The 16,462-nt window shown below is 69.6% G+C and carries 15 protein-coding genes; 11 read left to right on the forward strand and 4 right to left on the reverse strand.

Annotated features, from left to right (window positions below):
• Positions 1–26 precede the first annotated feature (26 nt).
• Genes E5P2_RS04970 through E5P2_RS04985 form a run of 4 tightly spaced genes read right to left on the reverse strand, consistent with a single transcriptional unit; the run spans position 27 to position 4,268 of the window.
• Positions 27–338, reverse strand: a complete 312-nt coding sequence (locus E5P2_RS04970) for an antibiotic biosynthesis monooxygenase family protein (RefSeq protein ID WP_162566048.1) — start codon at positions 336–338, stop codon at positions 27–29.
• A complete protein-coding gene (locus E5P2_RS04975; protein WP_162566049.1) occupies positions 332–1,912 on the reverse strand; it encodes an AMP-binding protein in 1,581 nt (526 codons plus the stop codon). The genes E5P2_RS04970 and E5P2_RS04975 overlap by 7 nt, the downstream gene beginning before the upstream one ends.
• The gene (locus E5P2_RS04980) at positions 1,909–3,117 is read right to left on the reverse strand and encodes a thiolase family protein (RefSeq protein ID WP_162566050.1); all 1,209 of its coding nucleotides are present in this window, start codon (positions 3,115–3,117) and stop codon (positions 1,909–1,911) included. Before E5P2_RS04980 ends, E5P2_RS04975 begins: the two co-directional genes overlap by 4 nt.
• Positions 3,114–4,268, reverse strand: a complete 1,155-nt coding sequence (locus tag E5P2_RS04985) for an ABC transporter substrate-binding protein (RefSeq protein ID WP_232080580.1) — start codon at positions 4,266–4,268, stop codon at positions 3,114–3,116. Before E5P2_RS04985 ends, E5P2_RS04980 begins: the two co-directional genes overlap by 4 nt.
• Positions 4,269–4,398: 130 nt before the next feature.
• Here E5P2_RS04985 and E5P2_RS04990 point away from each other — a divergent pair, with 130 nt between their 5' ends.
• The 11 genes from E5P2_RS04990 (at position 4,399) to E5P2_RS05040 (ending at position 16,462) form a co-directional block, all read left to right on the forward strand.
• The gene (locus E5P2_RS04990; protein ID WP_162566052.1) at positions 4,399–5,376 is read left to right on the forward strand and encodes a LysR substrate-binding domain-containing protein; all 978 of its coding nucleotides are present in this window, start codon (positions 4,399–4,401) and stop codon (positions 5,374–5,376) included.
• Between the two features lie 43 nt (positions 5,377–5,419).
• Positions 5,420–5,743, forward strand: a complete 324-nt coding sequence (locus E5P2_RS04995) for a DUF1161 domain-containing protein (RefSeq protein ID WP_162566053.1) — start codon at positions 5,420–5,422, stop codon at positions 5,741–5,743.
• Positions 5,744–6,013: 270 nt separating this feature from the next.
• Positions 6,014–7,834, forward strand: a complete 1,821-nt coding sequence (locus E5P2_RS05000; protein WP_162566054.1) for a serine/threonine protein kinase — start codon at positions 6,014–6,016, stop codon at positions 7,832–7,834.
• Positions 7,831–9,069 carry an OmpA family protein gene (locus E5P2_RS05005; protein ID WP_232080581.1) on the forward strand — a complete coding sequence of 413 codons (1,239 nt, stop codon included), beginning with the start codon at positions 7,831–7,833 and terminating at the stop codon, positions 9,067–9,069. The genes E5P2_RS05000 and E5P2_RS05005 overlap by 4 nt, the downstream gene beginning before the upstream one ends.
• Before the next feature lie 130 nt (positions 9,070–9,199).
• Positions 9,200–10,228 (forward strand): amino acid ABC transporter substrate-binding protein, encoded by a 1,029-nt coding sequence (locus E5P2_RS05010; protein WP_162566056.1) that lies wholly within the window; start codon positions 9,200–9,202, stop codon positions 10,226–10,228.
• A gap of 48 nt (positions 10,229–10,276) precedes the next feature.
• On the forward strand, positions 10,277–11,449 hold the full coding sequence (locus tag E5P2_RS05015) for an ABC transporter permease subunit (protein WP_162566057.1): 1,173 nt from the start codon (positions 10,277–10,279) through the stop codon (positions 11,447–11,449).
• A gap of 1 nt (position 11,450) precedes the next feature.
• Positions 11,451–12,548 carry an amino acid ABC transporter permease gene (locus tag E5P2_RS05020; RefSeq protein ID WP_162566058.1) on the forward strand — a complete coding sequence of 366 codons (1,098 nt, stop codon included), beginning with the start codon at positions 11,451–11,453 and terminating at the stop codon, positions 12,546–12,548.
• Positions 12,549–12,564: 16 nt separating this feature from the next.
• Positions 12,565–13,341 carry an amino acid ABC transporter ATP-binding protein gene (locus E5P2_RS05025; protein WP_162566059.1) on the forward strand — a complete coding sequence of 259 codons (777 nt, stop codon included), beginning with the start codon at positions 12,565–12,567 and terminating at the stop codon, positions 13,339–13,341.
• A 52-nt stretch (positions 13,342–13,393) separates the two neighbouring features.
• On the forward strand, positions 13,394–14,374 hold the full coding sequence (locus E5P2_RS05030; protein ID WP_162566060.1) for an amidohydrolase family protein: 981 nt from the start codon (positions 13,394–13,396) through the stop codon (positions 14,372–14,374).
• A gap of 29 nt (positions 14,375–14,403) precedes the next feature.
• Positions 14,404–15,360 carry a Bug family tripartite tricarboxylate transporter substrate binding protein gene (locus E5P2_RS05035; RefSeq protein ID WP_232080582.1) on the forward strand — a complete coding sequence of 319 codons (957 nt, stop codon included), beginning with the start codon at positions 14,404–14,406 and terminating at the stop codon, positions 15,358–15,360.
• Positions 15,353–16,462, forward strand: a complete 1,110-nt coding sequence (locus E5P2_RS05040) for an NAD/NADP octopine/nopaline dehydrogenase family protein (RefSeq protein ID WP_162566062.1) — start codon at positions 15,353–15,355, stop codon at positions 16,460–16,462. Before E5P2_RS05035 ends, E5P2_RS05040 begins: the two co-directional genes overlap by 8 nt.

Raw genomic sequence — 16,462 nt, forward strand, 5'->3', positions numbered from 1 at the left:
GATTGCCAGGCGCCATCGGCCAGGGCCTATGCCGGCCGCGTCCACGACTTGTCGTTCACCACCTCTGCAATCTGGATCACGTAGTGCGTGAAGAGTTCTTTCCTGCCGAGCGGGATCGCCTTGCGATGCTCGGCGTTGTGCATCCAGGCGCGCAGCGCCTCGGCGTCGCGCCAATAGGAGAGCGTGACGACCTTGCCCGGGTTGTCGCGGCTCGTGAAGCTTTCCTTCGAGATGAAGCCGTCCAGCTTGCCGGCTTCGACCAGCAGCTCGGTCACGAGATCGCGGTTGCGCTGCTCCATGCCGGGCATGGTTGCGAATTCGATGACGCAGATCAGCACGGGGAATCTCCTGTTGTGGCGGTTTCGGCGGTCGCATCGTTGATCGGTGCGACTTGCAATGCCTTCTTGTCGATCTTGTTGACCGAGGTCTTGGGCAGCCGGTCGACGACGCTGATCTTCGCCGGCAGCTTGTATTTCGCGAGGTTGCGTGCGCAGTGCGCGTCGAGCTCGAACCGGCTCGCCGTCATGCCTTCGCGCAGGGCGATGAAGGCGTGCAGCGTCTCGCCGCGGTAGCCGTCGGCCTCGCCGATCACGGCCGCTTCCAGCACCGCGGGATGCTCGAGCAGCACGTCCTCGATCTCGCGCGGATAGACGTTGTAGCCGCCGACGATGATCAGGTCTTTCTTGCGTCCGCGGATGAAGAGATAGCCGTCGTCGTCGAGCTCGCCGAGGTCGCCGGTGTAGAGCCAGCCGTCGCGCAGGGCCTGCGCCGTTTCGAGCGGCAGGTTGCGATAGCCTTGCATGAGCTGCGGCCCGCGCGCCCGGATCTCTCCGCAGGCGTTGCGGCCCAGGGGCACCCGGCCGGTCTCGATGTCGACGATCTCGATCGAGGTCTGCGGCACAGGCTTGCCGACGGAGCCCGCCTTCACCGGCGCCGACGGCCCGTTGAAGCTGAGCACGGGCCCCGCTTCGGTCTGGCCGTAGCCCTCGAAGATCGGCACCTTGACCGTCTCTTCCCATTGCCGCAGCACCGCGGCCGGCAGCGCCGAGGCGCCCGAGTAGCAGACCTTCACGCTCGACCAGTCGGTGGCGGCGAAGCGCGGATGGGCCATGAGCCCGACGAAGATCGCGGGGCTGCCGGGAAAGACGGTGATGCGCTCGCGCTCCACGGTGGCCAGAAGATCTTCGCGCCGGTAGGCGGACAGGATGACGAGCGCACCGCGGCAACGTGCCGCGAGGTACAGCCCCATCGCCATGCCGTACGAATGGAAGAGCGGCATCGCGCACAGGATGCGTTCGGTGTCGGGCCTTGTCGGCAGCATCGCTTCGCGCTGCTCGACGTTGGCGCGCAGCGCCGCGTGGGTCAGCTCGACGCCTTTGGGGCGCCCCGAGGTGCCCCCGGTGTATTGCAGCAGTGCGAGCTGGCCGGGCTCGAGCGGCGCGAGCGTGCGGCCCGCGGCGTCCGCATCGTGCCCGCTCGTGGCCGCGAACCCGTCGTCGGACCAGACGATCCGCATCGTCGAATCGTGCAGCAAGGCTTCTTCCAGCATCGGGCGCAGCGCGGCATCGGCGATCAGCGCATCGCACTGCGCGTCGTCCAGCTGGAGCTTGAGTTCCCGCGGCGTGTAGGTCGGGTTCAGCGGCAGCAGCTGGGCGCCGCTGGCGAGCACCGCGAAGTGCGCGACGCAGGCATCGATGCCGCTGGGCAGCAGCACCGCGATGCGGGCGCCGCGCGAGCCCGGCACCGCGAGCCTGCGCGCCAGTGCGAGCACGGCATCGGCATACTCGGCATGGCTCAGCACCTTGCCATCGCAGACCAGCGCCTGGCGCGCGGGCGTGTGCGTGGCGGCTTCGAACAGCATCTCGACCACCGTGCCGCGGAACAGCGCGGCGAACGAAGCGTAGTCGCTCATGCGCGGGTGTCCGTGACCTCGACCACCACCGCCATCGCGCTGTCGCCTGCCGCGCAGCCGGTGAACAGGCCGTGCCCGCCGCCGCGCATTTCAAGGGTCTCGATCAGCTCGATGATCGCCCGCAATCCGGTCGGTGCCTGCGGATGGCCCCAGACCAGCGAGCAGCCGAAGCGGTTCATCTCCATCGCGTCGAGGCCGGTCTCGCGGGCCAGCACGATGTCGTTGACGATGAAGGGGTTGTGCGTGGTGACCGCATGCAGTTCGTCGAAGCGCAGCCCGGCGCGCGCCATCGCTTCGCGGGCTGCCGGCACCGGCGCATACGGCATCGCCGCGATGTCGGTGCGCGCCTGGCCCGTCGCGACGATCCGGATCTCGATCTCGGGCCGCCGCGTGAGCTGCCGCGCGCGTTCGCGCGATGCGACCAGCATGCCGGCGCTGCCGTCCGCGGGATGCGTCTGCGCGCCATGGGTGACCGTCCCGCCTTCGATCACGGGCCGCAGGCGCGCGAGGCCTTCGCGTGTGGTGGCATGGATGCCTTCGTCGCCCTGCAGCGTGGCGACGGTCTTGCGGAATGCCACATCGGGCACCGCGAAGGGCAGGCGCATGAAGCGCGCATGGAAGGCGCTGTCGTCCTTCAGCGCCTCACCGTATTGCGCATAGCGTTGCAGCACGAGTTCGTGTTGCGCCTCGGTGCCGATGCCGAAGCGGGCCGCGACGTTCTCCGCGGTCCGAACCATCGGAACGCCGGCCCAGGGGTCGCGCTCGAAATTCGCCATCACCCAGCTTTCGTTCTCGCCCGCCCCACCGGGGCCGCGCGGATCGGGGTAGTAGATCTGCGGCCCGTTCGACACCCGGTCGGCCGTGATGACGAGCGTGCATTGCGAGGCGCCGAATGCGACCTCCTGCGAGGCCAGCGACACGCAGCGCGCCGAGGTCGCACAGGCCTGCGCGATCGTCGGCCCGGCCAGATGCGGCATCCCGGCCAGTGCCGCGACCCAGGGCAGCCCGTAGAAGGCGCCGCGCTGCGGAATCGTCGTGCCCAGCACGCCGCTGTCGATCAGCGCGGCGTCGATGTCGCGTTCCGCGAGGGACTCGCGCGCGAGCCAGGCGCCGAACTCCAGCGCATGAAGATGCGACAGGCCGCCCTGCCAGCGCGCGAAGGGCGAACACCAGTAGCCGCCGTAGGGGACATGAGCCTCGGTCATTCCGCAAGCCGCCAGTCGGCGTGGGATACGCGCACCATCACGCGCGCGCGCTTGTCCAGGCCGTTGTGGTCGGTGGGCGTGATGTTGTAGATGCCGTTGGTGCCCACGAGTCCGGCCGTGTTGTTCTCGAGCGCATCGCGCAGCGCGGCGCGGAACTCGGCCGTGCCCGGCTTCGCCTTCTTCAACGCCACGGCGGAGGCCTTGTCGAGCAGCAGGTAGCTGTCGTAGGCCCAGGTCGCGAAGGCGTTGACCGGCCCCGCGCCGTAGGCCTTGGTGTAGAGCGCGGAGAAGTCCTTCGATACCTTCTTCACCGGGTCGCTGTCGGGCAGATCCTTGAACACCACCACCGGCCCGATCGGCGCCAGCGCGCCTTCGACCCGTGCGCCGCCGACGCGCAGGAAGTCGTCGTTGACCACGCCGTGCGTGTGGTAGATCGGTCCCTTGTAGCCGCGCTCGACCAGCGTCAGGTGCGGCAGCGCTGCCGGCGTGCCGGTGGCGCCGATCAGGATCGCATCGGGCTTGAGCGCCATGGTCTTGACCACCTGCGCCACCACCGAGCTGTCGGTGCGCTCGAAGCGCTCGTCGTTGAGCGGCTGGATGCCGTACTTGCCGCTCAGGGTCGCGAGGCTGTGCTGCACCTGGTCGCCCCAGGGCTGCGAGTAGCCGATGTAGCCGACCGTCTTGATGCCCTTCTTCTTCATGTTCTCGAGCACCGCATCGATCATCAGGTCGGCCGACTGCGGCACCACGAAGACCCACGGATGCTGGTTCGCGGGCACGTCCATCGGTGCCGGCGACACCTGCGGCGTCCTGCTCTCCAGCGCGACCGACGCGAGGGCCAGCGCATTGGGCGTGTTGGAGGAGCCGATCAGCACGTCGACCTGGTCCGAGCTCACGAGCTTGCGCGCGTCCTTGAGTGCCAGGGTCGGGTCGGTGGCATCGTCCAGCACGATGTACTTCACGGGCTCGCCGCCCAGCTTGTCGGGCAGGAGCGCGATCATGTTCTTCTCGGGAATGCCCTGCGAGGACGCGGCGCCGGTCATGCTGAGCACCACGCCCACGGTGATCTCCGCATGGGCCCACGGCGCCAGGAGCAGCAGCGCGCAGGCGGCGCTGCACGTGAAGGGAAGGGGCAGGCGAAGACGTTTCAAGCGGAACCTCGAAGGATGGATGGATCGCCCCAGCATAGGAGCCGCGGCCGCCGCCATCGACGGGCATGTTCAAAATGAATACGCATATAACCCCCGGGAAGGCGCAGGGAGCGTGCTGCAGAATGCGGCGATGACCCGCGAGACGAACGCCGACGCTCTCGACGCCCACGGCCCCTTGCCTTCGCTCGGCCATGTGCGCGCGCGGCTGCGCGTGCGCCACCTGGTGGTGATCGAGGCGCTGGCCCGGCGCAAGAACATCCGCCAGGCTGCCAGCGACCTGTTCGTGACCCAGCCCGCGGCCAGCAAGCTGCTGCAGGAGATCGAGTCCATCTTCGAGGCGCGGCTGTTCGAGCGCACCGCGCACGGCATCGAGATCACGCCCTACGGCGAGGTGCTGCTGCACTGGGCGCGCAAGGGCCTCGCCGACATGGACGCGGCGCATGCCGAGATCGCGGCCCTTCGCAACGGCTGGGAAGGGCGGGTGCGGGTCGGCGTCTTTCCGGTCGCCGGCACGGTGCTGGTGCCCGACGCCGCGACGCTGCTGCGCAAGCTGCGCCCGGGCATTCAGCTGAGCCTGCAGGAAGGGCTGGAAACCAGCCTGCTGCCCTTGCTGGATCAGGGGCAGCTCGATTGCGTGATCGGCCGCGCGACCTCGTCGCCCGGCTCGCGGCCCTTCACCTGCGAAATGCTATTCGAGGAGCCGACGGTGATCGTCTGCGCCATCGGCCATCCGCTGCTGCAGGACACCGACTGGACGCCGGCCCAGCTCGACCGCTTCGACTGGATCCTGCCGGCGCGCACCGGCCAGCTCTACACGCTGGTCGCCAGCGGCCTCGCGGCGCTGAAGGCCGCGGCGCCGCGGGTCGCGGTCGAGACATCGTCGATCCTCACGCTGGTGGAAATCGTGCGGCAGACGCAGATGCTGTCCGCGATTCCGAGCGGCGTGGCGCGGCGCTTCGTGGACATCGGCCAGTTGCAGATCCTGCCGCTGACCCTGTCGGCGACGCTGCATCCGGTGTCCATCATGACCAGCCAGGGATCGCCCCTCCATCCGGCCACGGCGGCGTTCCTGAGCGCCGTGAGGACGGTCGCCGCGACGCGCGGGTGAGGCCGGGCTTGTGCGAAGGCGGGGCAGCGATAGACTGTTCGCCATGAAGACGCCTGTCCGGACGATCGTGATGGTGGCGCTGCTCCTCGCCGGCGCCGCCAGCAGGGCCAGTACCTGCGAGGACATCAGCGCGCAGATCGACGCCAAGATCAAGGCCTCCGGCGTGGTCGGCTACACGCTCGCCACGGTCGACGCGGGCGCGCAGGTCGCAGGCAAGGTCGTCGGTTCGTGCGATCTCGGCACCAGGAAGATCGTGTATGCGCGCAGCGATTCCGCCGCCACGGCGCCGGCGCGCTCGCGCGACGAACCCATGCTGACCGAGTGCAAGGACGGCTCCGTCTCGATGGGCGGCAACTGCAGGAAGTGATCGCGTAGCTTGCGCCTGCGCGGCCTGCGCGGCCTGCGCGATGCAAGCTCTCACTTATTCCAGCGTACAGCCTATGGCCTGCCCTGGCCTTGCCGGCGCCGCGCCGTCTCCGTTCGGCTAGTGCTTCCGGTGAATGTTTTCGCCGGCGCAGCGCCGTAGAGTCAAGGCTCGGACTGGGGGTCTGACCTGATGATCGCAATGTGGGTTCTTGTCGTGGGATGGATGACCTGGCGCAGAGGTGGGCAGCCGGTCCGGTGAGCCCTTGATTCGATGAACCCCGCCTTCGCGCTCGACATACCCACCGTGCCCGGTCCGGCGGCGCAGGTCGACGACTACCTGTCGCTGGCGCTGGATTGGGCCGACAGCGTGCGGGACACCGCGCACACCCTGCCCGAGGGCATGCGGCTGCTCGACTACGAGATCATCGGACCGGTCGGCGAGGGCGGCTTCGGCATCGTCTACCTGGCCTGGGACCATGCGCTCCAGCAGCACGTGGCGATCAAGGAATACCTGCCGGCGGTGCTCGCCTCGCGTGCCAGCGTCTCGTCGGCGGTGGTGGTCAAGTCGCAGCGCCACATGGACAACTTCCGCATCGGCCTGCGCAGCTTCGTCAACGAGGCACGCATCCTGGCGCGCTTCGATCATCCGTCGCTGGTGCGGGTGCTGCACTTCTGGGAAGGCAACGGCACGGCCTACATGGCGATGCCGTATTACGAGGGCCCGACGCTCGCACGCGCGCTGGCCGAACTCGGCCGGCCGCCCGAGGAAGCCGAACTGCTCGAATGGCTGCGCCCGTTGCTGGATGCGCTCGGCGCCATGCATGCGCAGAGTTGTTTTCACCGCGACATCGCGCCCGACAACATCCTGCTCACGGACCATGGTCCGGTGCTGCTGGACTTCGGCGCAGCGCGTCGCGTGATCGACGGCCTGGGAAACTCGCCGACGGTGGTGTTCAAGCCCGGCTTCGCGCCGATCGAGCAGTACGGCGAAGTCGCTTCGATGACGCAGGGCGCATGGACCGACGTGTACGCGCTGGCCGGCGTGGTGTACGCGGCGATCACCGGGCAGCCGCCGACACCGTCGATCGAACGCCTGATGGACGACCGGCTGCAGCCGCTGTCCGAACTCGCGCGCGGCCGCTACAGCGACCATTTTCTGGCGGCTGTCGATGCCGCGCTCTCGCTGCATCCGCGCAACCGGCCTCAAAGCGCGGCCGAGTTCCTGGCGCGGCTGAGCTGTGCGCAGCGGCTCGAGGACCTGGACCTCGTGCGCGCGCTGCGTGGACTCGATGCGCAGGAGCGCGCAGCGCCGCCGGCCGCGACGAACAGCGCGACCATCGAGGCGGCCCAACCCACCGAGACCTGCGAACCTGAGCTGCCTCAGTGTCAGGTCGAGGTGGCCGATGGCCCGATGCCGCAGACCGAGCCGCCGGCGCCGCGTGTCGAGCCCTGGGTGTTCGCCGCCATGACGCGCCGCACGGTGCCGCGCGTGGCGCGGCGGCGCTTCGGCGGCCCGACCAAACTCGCTGTGCTCGCCGTAGCGGCCGTGATGCTGGTGGGTGTTTTCGTCGTCTGGCATCAACGTGCCGGCGCCCCGGTGCTCGCGGCGCCTGCGACGACATCGCTCGCGTCCGTGCCGGTGCCCGCGGCGGCCGTGCCCGTGCCGGAACCGACGCCGCAGCCGGTCGAAGCTGCGCCGGCGCCCGAGACCGCAAGGCTCGAGCCCACCACGCCGCCAGTGCCCGAGCGCCACGAAGCACCGCGACGCCCGATCCTTGAACAGCCATCCCTGCGCTTCGACACACCGGATGCCAGACCGGCCGCCGAGCCCTCGCCCGCGCAGGCCGCCGCGCCAGCAGCCGTCGAGCCGCTTCGAAAGGCCATGCCGCGTGCGCCCGTCGGCGCCGCGCGCGCGACCCGGCGCGAAGTGCGCGCCCCGGCGAGCGAAGCCATCGCGCCGCCGGCCACGGTCCCCGCGGCAGTGCCCGACATCGCGCAGGCCCGCGCCCGCTGTACCGAGATGCTTCAACGCGCTTCGCTCGAAGCCCTGGCGCCCGGCGAAGCCGCTTTCCTGAGAAAGGAGTGCGAATGATGACCACCGCCTTCGCTCGCGGGCTGCATGCCCTGTCCTTGTCCGGCGCCGTGCTGCTCGCGCTCGGTCTGGCCGGCTGCGCCACGCCGCCGGCACCGTCCTCCACGGCCGCGCTGCCCTTCGAGCAGGCCGTCGCGCAGGCCACCGACGAGCTCCTGATGCAGACGCAGAAAGGGCCGGCCCTGCTCGCCAGGCTCGGCGCCCGGCGCGGCGTGGTGCTCGATCCGATGATCGATGCCGACGGCGCGCAGCAGACCGTGGCGACACAACGGCTGCAGGACCAGGTCGGCGAGCGCATCCAGGCAAGGCACGATGCCTTCGAGATGCTGCCGTTCCAGAGCGCGAACCTGGGCAAGGCCCGCTACCTGCTCACCGGCACGATGAAGCGCCTTTCGACCGACGAGCCGCACAGCCCGTTGAAGATCGAGCTGGCACTGACCGAACTGGGCAGCGGCATCGTGGCCGCGCATGCCGCTGCCGTGGCGCGCGACGAGGGACTCGACGCCACGCCGCTGCGCTACGACCAGGACACGCCGGTGCCCAACAGGGATCCGGTGATCGAGAGCTACATACGCACCACCGCCACGCCGACCGGCCAGCACGCCGATCCGTACTACCTGGCCCACATCGCGGCGGCACCCGCGATCCAGGAGGCCACCACGCTCTACAACGCCGGCCGCTACGAGGACGCGCTGGCGCAGTACAGCGGCGCGGGCGAAACGCCGGCCGGCGAACAGCAGCTGCGCGTGCTCAACGGCATCTATCTGAGCTCGACGAAGCTGGGCCGCACGTCCGACGCCGAGCAGGCCTTCGGCAGGATCGTCGCCTACGGCATCGCCAATCAGCAGCTCAAGGTCAAGTTCCTGTTCCGTCCGGGCAGCACCGAGTTCTGGCCCGAGCCGAAGATCAGCGGCCCCTACGCCATGTGGCTGCGCGAGATCGCGAGAAGCAGCACCGAGGCCAGGGTCTGCATGGATGTCGTCGGCCACACCAGCCACACCGGCTCGGTCGCGTACAACGATTCGCTCTCGCTGCAGCGCGCGCGCTACATCCGCCAGCGGCTGGTCGGCGAATCCACCGCGCTGAACGCGCGCATCACGTCGAGCGGCAAGGGCTTCCGCGAGAACATCATCGGCAGCGGCACGGACGATGCCGTCGACGCACTCGATCGCCGCGTCGAGTTCAGGATCGTGGACTGCGCCGAGCGCCCCGGCCGCGTCGCGAACGCCGGGTAAGACCCGGCGCATCGCATGGGAGGACACTGATACACTGCCGCCGCCGAGCGAGCGACGGTAGCCTACTCTCCGAGTTGCGTCAGGGGCGCTTGCAAGCGGTCCCACCACAACGACAAGCCGGAGACAAGCCATGAGCATCCCATCGGTCCTTTCGACACGCAACACCGTCCTCGCACTGGCGGCCTTCACGGCGCTGGCCGGCGCGGCCCGGGCCGACGTGCTCGACGACGTCAAGGCGCACGGCGTCGTCAAGTGCGGCGTGACGCAGGCCGCACCCGGCTTCTCGGCCGAGGACAACACCGGCACCCGCAAGGGCTTCGACATCGACCTGTGCAAGGCCATCGCCGCCTCCACGCTGGGCGACGAGACCAAGATCCAGCTGGTCCCGATGGACCTGAAGACCGCGTTCGCGGGCCTGCCCACCGGTGCGGTCGATGTGCTCACCCACCGCTTCACCTGGACCCAGAGCCGCGACGTCAGCGGCCTGAAGTTCCCGAAGGTGATGTTCTTCGACGGCCAGGGCTTCGCCGTGACCACCAAGTCGAAGGCCAACAAGGTGGCCGACCTCAACAACGCCACCATCTGCACCGCGCAGGGCAGCACGTCGGAACTCATCGTGGCCGACTACTTCCGCGCCCACAAGCTCAAGTACAAGATCGTCACCTTCGCCTCGCAGGAGCAGGCCTGGGATGCGTTCGTGAGCAAGCGCTGCGACGCCGCCATCAACGACCGCTCGGGCCTCGCTGCGCGCCTGGCCGCGCTGCCCAACCGCGACGAGTTCAAGGTGCTGACCGAGACCGTGTCCAACGAACCCATCGGCCCGATCGTGGCCCAGGGCCAGCCGCGCTGGGAAGCCGTGGTGCGCTTCACGCTGAATGCGCTGGTGGCGGCGGAGGAGCTGGGCGTGACGCAGGCCAACGTCGACGAGCAGCGCAGCTCGCCGAGCCCCGACGTGCAGCGCCTGCTCGGCGTCACGGGCGACTTCGGCACCAAGCTCGGCCTCGGCAATGACTGGGCCTACAAGGCGATCAAGGCGGTGGGCAACTACGGCGACGTCTGGGACCGCAACGTCGGCCCCAAGACGCCGCTGCGGCTGGAGCGCGGACGCAATGCGCTGATCGCCCATGGCGGCCTCATGATGTCGATTCCGGTCCGCTGATCGTCCGGGGCCGGCCGCTGCCGCGGTGGCCGCGCCCCTGCTTCCCGCATGACGGCACATCCCCGCCCCAGGCTCTCGCGCGCCGTTCTGCTGGAACGGCTGCCGGGCTATGTCGGGCAGCTCGTGCTGCTCGGGGCCGTGGCCTGGCTGCTGTGGCGCGGCTTCTCCAACTTCCTCGTCAACGCGCACGCGCACGGCGTGTCGATGGGCTATGGCTTCCTGCGCGGCGAGGCGGGCTTCGAGATCGCGCAGGCGATGGTCCCTTTCGGGCCGGCATCGAGCTACTGGGACGCGATCGTCGTCGCCACGCTCAACACGCTGCTGGTGGTCGCGCTCGCCGGCGTGCTCGGCACCCTGATCGCGCTGCTCGTCGCCTTCGGCCGGCTGAGCGCGCATCCGCTGATCCGCGGCGCATCGACGGCCTATGTCGAACTCTTTCGCAACATCCCGCTCTTGCTGCAGATCTTCTTCTGGTACTTCTCCGCCATCGCACTGCTGCCGGGCGTGGGCGACAGCTTCGAGCTCGGCGCCGTGCTGCTGAACAACCGCGGCCTCTTCCTGCCGCGCTTGCTGATGACCGGCACCGCGGTCTGGAGCGTCGTGGCGGCGGTCGTGGTTTTCGCCGTGCTGTTCATTGCGCTGCGGCGCGTGCGCAGGGCGCGCGGGGCGGCCGGTACTGGCACGCTCGCGTTGAGCGCCGTGCTGCTGCTCGCGCTGTGCCTTGCGCCGCTGGCGCTGATGCATGCGCAGTTCGCCCTCGACCGACCGAGCGCCGAAGGCTTCAACGTCAGCGGCGGCTTCGCGCTGCTGCCCGAGCTGATCGCGCTGACGCTCGGCCTGTCGATCTACAACAGCACCTTCCTGGCCGAGATCTTTCGCGCCGGCATCCTGTCGGTGCCGCGCGGCCAGACCGAGGCCGCGGCCACCGTCGGACTGACCGGCGTGCGCGCGGCCGTGCTGGTCGTGCTGCCGCAGGCCCTGCGGCTGGCGCTGCCGCCGGCGGCGGGGCAGTACCAGACGCTGGCCAAGGCGTCCTCGCTGGCGGCCGCCATCGGCTATCCGGACATCATGCAGATCGTCGGCGGCACGGTGCTGAGCCAGACCGGCCAGGCGCTGGAGGCGATGGCACTGGTCGTGCTGCTGTACGCGGCGATCAACCTGGTCATCGCGCTGGTGGTGAACCTGGCGAATCGGCGCCTGCTCCGGTCGCAAGGGCGTTGAGATGACTTCCTTCGTCCGCACCACGCTGATCGATCCCCGGCCCGCGCCCGTCGCCGTGGTGCCCGCGCTCACGCGCTGGCGCCGGACCTGGTTCCCGAGCGCCACGATGGGCCTCCTGTCCTTGCTGCTGCTGGCGCTGCTCGTCGTCGCCGGCTGGCGCTTCTTCGGCTGGGCGCTGGTGCGCGCGCACTGGCTCGGCGTGTCGAGCAGCGCCTGCCCGGGCGACGACGGCGCCTGCTGGGCCTTCATCATCGCGCGCTGGAAGCCCTGGCTGGTCGGCGACTATCCGTCGGACCAGCTGTGGCGCGCGTGGACCTGCTTCGCGGTGTTCGCGCTGTTCTGGGGCTGGGCGGTGCGGCGCGCGCACGGCGCCAGCCAGCAACGCGTGCTGCTGGGCTTCGTGCTGCTGCCGGTGTTCTTCTTCCTGCTGCTGCTCGGCAGCGGCGTGCTGCCCTTCGTGCCGCCGACGCGCTGGGGCGGGCTGCTGCTGACGCTGGTCGCCACGCTCGCTACCTTCGCCACCGCCCTGCCGCTGGGTCTGCTGCTCGCGCTCGGGCGCCGCTCGCGGCTACCGATCGTGCGCTGGCTGTGCACCGCCTTCGTCGAGGGCATGCGCGCGGTGCCGCTCCTGGTCGTGCTCTTCATCGCCGCCACGCTGCTGCCGATGTTCCTGCCGGCCGGCCTGAACGTCGACCTGTTCACGCGCGCGGTCGTGGCCTTCGCGCTCTTCAATGCGGCGATGGCGGCCGAGGTCTTCCGCGGCGGGCTGCAGACCATCGGCCGCGGCCAGCGCGAGGCCGCGACCACCGTCGGCCTGAGCGAACTCGCCGCGCTGGCCCTGGTCGTGCTGCCGCAGGCCGTGACCGCGGTGGTGCCGGCGCTGGTGAACATCATGATCTCGGTGGTCAAGGAGACGACGCTGCTCTCGGTGATCGGCGTCAACGACCTGCTGGGCGCGGTGGAAAGCGGCGCCAAGTCACCGGAGTGGAACGGCGAATCCAATATCCTGACATCCGGCCATGTCTTCCTCGCGCTGGCCTACTTCATCATCTGCTGGGGGCTGTCGCGCTATAGCCGCCGGCTCGAAGCCCGGCGTTGACCCACCTGAATCCCCGATGACAAACCAGATCGCTGCGTCTGCCGATGCCGCCGCCGTGGTGCGGATGAACGGCATCAACAAGTGGTACGACGCCTACCACGCGCTGCGCGACATCGAGCTCGTGGTGGCGCCGGGCGAGCGCATCGTGATCTGCGGCCCCTCGGGCTCGGGCAAGTCGACGCTGGTGCGCACCGTCAATCTGCTGGAGCCTTTCCAGCAGGGGCATCTGCAGGTCTGCGGCGTGGAGGTCGGTGCCGACGCGATCACGCGCGCGGCCCGGCTGGCGGTGAACCGGCGCGTCGGCATGGTGTTCCAGCAGTTCAACCTGTTCCCCCACATGACCGCGCTGCAGAACCTCACGGTCGGGCCGGTGTGGGGCAATGGCGTGAGCCGGCCCGAAGCGCACGAGCGCGCCATGCATTACCTCGAGCGCGTCGGCCTGCTGGCGCATGCGCACAAGCATCCGGCACAGCTCTCGGGCGGCCAGCAGCAGCGCGTGGCGATCGCGCGCACGCTGTGCACGCGGCCGCAGGTGGTGCTGTTCGACGAGCCCACCGCATCGCTCGATCCGGAGATGGTCAACGAGGTGCTCCAGACCATGGAAAGCCTGGCCGGCGAGGGCATGACCATGCTGATCGTCACGCACGAGATGGGCTTCGCGCGCCGCGTCGCCGACCGCGTGATCTTCATGGACCAGGGCCAGATCATCGAGACCGCACCACCTGACGATTTCTTCGAGCGGCCGCAAAGCGCGCGCCTGCGATCCTTCCTCGGCCAGCTGCTGCCGCACTGACCCGCCTCTTTCCCACGGCGAAAGAAACGCCACACCCCAGGAGACCTGATTCATGACCGTGATCGACGTCCACACCCACATGTTCACCACCAAATGGCTCGAACTGCTCAAGGCCGAGGGCGGCATGTACAACATCAAGACGCGCCCCGACGGCCAGCGCGAGATCTTCCGCGGCGACACGCCGGTGGTGCTGCCGCAGGCCGGCCACTTCGACTACGACCTGCGCATCAAGCACATGGACGCGGCCGGCATCGACATCTCGATCGTCTCGCTCACCTGTCCCAACGTGTACTGGGGCGGCGAGGAGGTCAGCTGCCGCGCCGCGCGCGAGTCGAACGACAACATGGCCGAGGCGCAGCGCACGTATCCCGACCGCATCCGCTGGTTCACCTCGCTGCCGTGGGAATACCCGCAGCGCGCGGTCGAGGAACTGGAGCGCACCTGTGCCAACGGCGCGTCCGGCGTCATGGTGCTGGCCAACGTGTCGGGGCGCAGCCTCACCGATCCGTTCTTCGCGCCGATCTGGGCCGAGATCGACAAGCGCAAGCTGCCGGTGCTCGTGCACCCGACCGACCCGCCCGGCGTCGACATGATGGACATGACCAAGTTCGACCTCAGCTGGTCGGTCGGCTTCATGTTCGACACCACGCTGGCCTTCACGCGCATGATCTTCGAGGGCTTCTTCGACAAGTACCCGAACCTGAAGATGATCGCCTCGCACGGCGGCGGCACGCTGCCCTACCTGGTCGGCCGCTTCGAGAAGGGCGACGAGGTGGAACTCGCCGAGCGGCGCCAGATGAAGCGCAAGCCGACCGACTACCTGCGCCACATCTACTTCGACAGCATCACCTACAACCTCGGCGCGCTGCAGTACCTGATCTCGGTGGTGGGCGCCGAGCACGTGATGCTTGGCACCGACTGGCCGCACTGGGTGCACGACACCAAGGGCGCCTTCGCCAACACCGCGCGGCTGCCGCAGGACCAGACCGATGCGGTCCGCTTCGCCAACGCGCGGCGCGTCTTCAATCTCTGAGCCGGCGAGCGAACATGAAACTGCATCTGATGAAAAACATCGCACTGGGCCTCGCGGCCTGCCTCGTCATGGCGCCGCTGTGGGCGCAGACCGACAACAAGCCCCTGCACCTCGTCGTGCCCTTCGCGGCCGGCGGCGCGCAGGACGTGATCGGGCGCTACCTCGGTGCCAAGCTCGGCGAGAAACTCGGCACGACGGTGGTCATCGACAACAAGGCGGGTGCCGGCGGCATCGTCGCAGCGGAGTTCGTGGCCAAGGCGAGCGACGGCGCGACCTTGTTCCTGGCGACCGGCGGCGCCATCACCATCGCACCGCACCTGCAGCCCAAGCTGCCCTACGATCCGGCGCACGACTTCGCGCCGGTGGCGCTGATCGCCGACACGCCGATGACGCTCTCGGTGCGCACCGAGAGCCCGTACAAGTCGGTCGCCGACGTGCTCGCCGACGCGAAGAAGCGGCCGGGCCAGGTGAGCTACGCCTCGACCGGCAACGGCACCGTGTCGCATCTCACCGGCGCGCTGCTCGCGCAGAGCGCCGGCGTGCAGCTGCTGCATGTGCCCTACCGCGGTGCGTCGCCGGCGCTGACCGACCTGGTCGGCGGGCAGGTCTCGATGATCGTCACCAGCTCGGCGTCCATCGATCCGATGGTGGAGAGCGGCAAGGCGCGCGTGCTGGCGACCTTCTCGCGCGCGTCGCTGTCCAACCTTCGCAACGTGCCGACGGTCAGCGACGCGATCGGCGTGCCCGGCATGGAGGTGCCGGTGTGGGTCGGCGTGATGGCGCCGGTGCACATGCCGCAGGAGCGCATCAAGGCGCTCGGCGCGGCACTGGTCGACATCTGCAAGCTGCCGGAAACGCAGCAGTACTTTGCGCGGCTCGGTGCGGTGAACACCTGCGGCGACGGTGCGGCGCTGGGCAAGGTGGTCGCCGAGGACAGCCAGCGCTGGGCCCGGGTCATCAAGGCCGGCGGGATCAAGATTGACTGAGGCGGCCGCGGATTCGTCGTTCGGCGATGCGGCGGCGGCGCGGTATCGGGTCGGCATCGCGGGCGCCGGCGCGATCGCGCTGGCCAGCGCGGCCTGGCTCAGCCGGGCCGGCCACGGCGTGATGCTGTGGTCGCCCGGTGGCGCCGGCGCCGAGGCGCTGCGCACGCGCGCACTGACGGTCGAAGGCCTGCAGCCCTGCGCGGTCGCGGTGGAGGTGGCCGACGACGCGGCCCAGCTGTGCCGCGCATCGGACGTGCTGCTGATCGCGCTGCCGCTCAACGGCCACCGGCGCGTGATGGATGCGTTGCTGCCGTGGCTGCGCGACGGGCAGGTGGTGATCGTGAGCGCGATGGGATCGCTGTCGTCCCTCTATCTGCACGAGCGCGCGCGGCGCGCGGGCAAGGCGCTGACCGTGGCCAGCTTCGGCACCACGGTGCTGACTGCGCGCCGGGAGTCGGATGCGCAGGTCCGGATCATGACGCGGCGCAAGGCCATCGGCGTGTCGGCGCTGCCGAGTGCGCAGACCGCGGCCTGCGTGGCGCTGTGCAGCGCGCTGTTCGGCGGCGGCTTCTTCGCGCAGGCCAATGCGCTGGTCAGTGCGCTCGCGAACGTCAATGCGGAGTCCCATGGCCCGCTCGCGATCTACAACTGGACGCGCATCGAGCGGGCCGAGCACTGGCCGCAGTACCACTGCATGACGCCCGCCGTGGCGCGGGTGATCGAGACGCTGGACGCCGAACGGCGCGCGCTCGCGAGCGCCTTCGGCATCGAGGTCGGCACCATCGAGGACCATTTCGCGAAGTCCTTCGGCACCGCATCGGCGCGCCTGGCGGACATCGCGGCCGAGCTGCATGCGAAGCGCGGCGGGCCGCCGGGGCCGACGCGCACGGACACGCGCTACGTGACGGAGGACATGCCCTTCGGCCTCGCGTTCGTGGAAGCGCTGGGCCGCATCGCCGCCGTGCCGACGCCGGCCACGCGCACCATCGTCGATGCCGCCTCGCTGATCGGCGGCGTCGACTACCGGCTGCAGAACGATCTGCTGGAACCGCTGGGGCTGGCCGGCGAAACGGTCGCCGGCCTGCGCGCGCGGCTGGACTGA

This window comes from Variovorax sp. SRS16, from assembly GCF_901827165.1.
Classification (GTDB): domain Bacteria; phylum Pseudomonadota; class Gammaproteobacteria; order Burkholderiales; family Burkholderiaceae_C; genus Variovorax.

What these genes read in the sequence shown, in the direction of transcription:
- E5P2_RS05030 (WP_162566060.1), top strand. Translation starts at nt 13,394, where the DNA reads ATGACCGTGATCGACGTCCACACCCACATGTTCACCACCAAATGGCTC.
- E5P2_RS04990 (WP_162566052.1), top strand. Translation starts at nt 4,399, where the DNA reads ATGACCCGCGAGACGAACGCCGACGCTCTCGACGCCCACGGCCCCTTG.
- E5P2_RS05010 (WP_162566056.1), top strand. Translation starts at nt 9,200, where the DNA reads ATGAGCATCCCATCGGTCCTTTCGACACGCAACACCGTCCTCGCACTG.
- E5P2_RS05035 (WP_232080582.1), top strand. Translation starts at nt 14,404, where the DNA reads ATGAAAAACATCGCACTGGGCCTCGCGGCCTGCCTCGTCATGGCGCCG.
- E5P2_RS04975 (WP_162566049.1), bottom strand. Translation starts at nt 1,912, where the DNA reads ATGAGCGACTACGCTTCGTTCGCCGCGCTGTTCCGCGGCACGGTGGTC.
- E5P2_RS05025 (WP_162566059.1), top strand. Translation starts at nt 12,565, where the DNA reads ATGACAAACCAGATCGCTGCGTCTGCCGATGCCGCCGCCGTGGTGCGG.
- E5P2_RS04980 (WP_162566050.1), bottom strand. Translation starts at nt 3,117, where the DNA reads ATGACCGAGGCTCATGTCCCCTACGGCGGCTACTGGTGTTCGCCCTTC.
- E5P2_RS05005 (WP_232080581.1), top strand. Translation starts at nt 7,831, where the DNA reads ATGATGACCACCGCCTTCGCTCGCGGGCTGCATGCCCTGTCCTTGTCC.
- E5P2_RS05020 (WP_162566058.1), top strand. Translation starts at nt 11,451, where the DNA reads ATGACTTCCTTCGTCCGCACCACGCTGATCGATCCCCGGCCCGCGCCC.
- E5P2_RS04995 (WP_162566053.1), top strand. Translation starts at nt 5,420, where the DNA reads ATGAAGACGCCTGTCCGGACGATCGTGATGGTGGCGCTGCTCCTCGCC.
- E5P2_RS05000 (WP_162566054.1), top strand. Translation starts at nt 6,014, where the DNA reads ATGAACCCCGCCTTCGCGCTCGACATACCCACCGTGCCCGGTCCGGCG.
- E5P2_RS05015 (WP_162566057.1), top strand. Translation starts at nt 10,277, where the DNA reads ATGACGGCACATCCCCGCCCCAGGCTCTCGCGCGCCGTTCTGCTGGAA.